Source organism: Bowmanella yangjiangensis (genome assembly GCF_017255015.1).
GTDB lineage: Bacteria > Pseudomonadota > Gammaproteobacteria > Enterobacterales > Alteromonadaceae > Bowmanella > Bowmanella yangjiangensis.
Genome location: NZ_JAFKCS010000233.1, coordinates 1 through 1,283 on the forward strand (window position 1 = coordinate 1; position 1,283 = coordinate 1,283).

General features: G+C 67.3%; 1 protein-coding gene. It reads left to right on the plus strand.

Annotation, left to right across the window (positions count from 1 at the left end; genetic code table 11):
- Positions 1 to 1,283, plus strand: a 1,283-nt coding sequence (locus tag J0A65_RS23605; protein WP_206596722.1) for a glycosyltransferase family 2 protein, incomplete at both ends; no start/stop codon positions are given.

Here is a 1,283-nt window from a genome sequence, read left to right on the forward strand (position 1 = left end):
TCAGCTTCCCCATGGTGATGGCGCGCCACTGGTTGTATCGTCGCGATCTGTTCCTGGCCTGTGGCGGCTTCGATGTGGCGTTCCCCGAGGCCTTCGAGTTCGAGCTGCTGACCCGGTTCATCGAGCAGGAGGGCCTGGCCGGGCTGGGCCATATCGATGAGCCGTTGCTGATCACTCATGCCCCGGCGTTGCGTGACAACCCGGACGAGCGCCGGGTGATCGAGCGCCATCTGGGCAATCGCGGATATGAGGCCAAGGTGCTGCCGGGCCTGCCGGGCCGCTATCGGGTTCACTACGGCCATGCGGCCACGCCGCTGGTGTCGATCATCCTCGGCACGGACGTGCCGCTGGCCGCCCTGCAGCGTTGTATCGAGAGCCTGCTGGAGAAGACCGCTTACGCTCGCTACGAAGTGCTGCTGGCCGATGCCGGCAGCCACCCGGATGTCAGTGCCTGGCTGAGTGAAGTGGCGGCGCTTGGCGATGACAAGGTCCGGGTGATCGCCGGAGGCAGCGGGTTGGCGCAGAATCGGGCGGCGGAGCAGGCGAGGGGGGAGTACCTGTTGCTGCTTTGCGGTGACGCCGCCATCGTCAACGCCGATTGGCTCGACGAATTGCTCAACCATGCCCAGCGTCCCGAAGTAGGGGTGGTGGGCGGCAAGCTGCTGACGCCTGGCGGGCGTATCGCCCAGGCCGGCCTGCTGCTCGGGCTCAATGGTCCGGCAACGCCTGCCTTCGCGGGCGAGTCCATGGAGGCTGCGGGGTACCTGCATCGTCTCCAGGTCGATCAGAACTACAGCGCCGTTGGCGAAGCCTGCCTGATGGTTCGCGCGGAGCTCTTCCAGCAGCTGGGTGGCCTCGATGCACAGCTGGCCGCCTTCCGCGATGTGGACCTGTGCCTGCGGGTTCGCGCGGCAGGCTACCTGACGGTCTGGGCCGCGAATGCGATCGTGCTGCATGAGGCCGAGCAGGTGCGAGCAGGCGCCGCTGCGGAGGATCAGCTGTACGAGCGTTACCTGCCGCAGCTGGCCAACGATCCGGCCTACAACCGCAACCTGGCGTTGAGCGGGCGTGGTTTCGATCTGGAGAGCGACGTGTCGCTCACCTGGCGCCCCTTGAGCTGGCGGCCCTCGCCCGTGGTGCTGGCGCATCCGGCCGATCCCTGGGGGTGTGGCCACTACCGGGTGATCCAGCCCTTGGCGGCGCTCAAGGCGCAAGGTCTGGCCGATGGCACCCTGTCCATGGGGCTGCTCTCGGTGACCGACTTCGAGCGCTACGACCCTGAC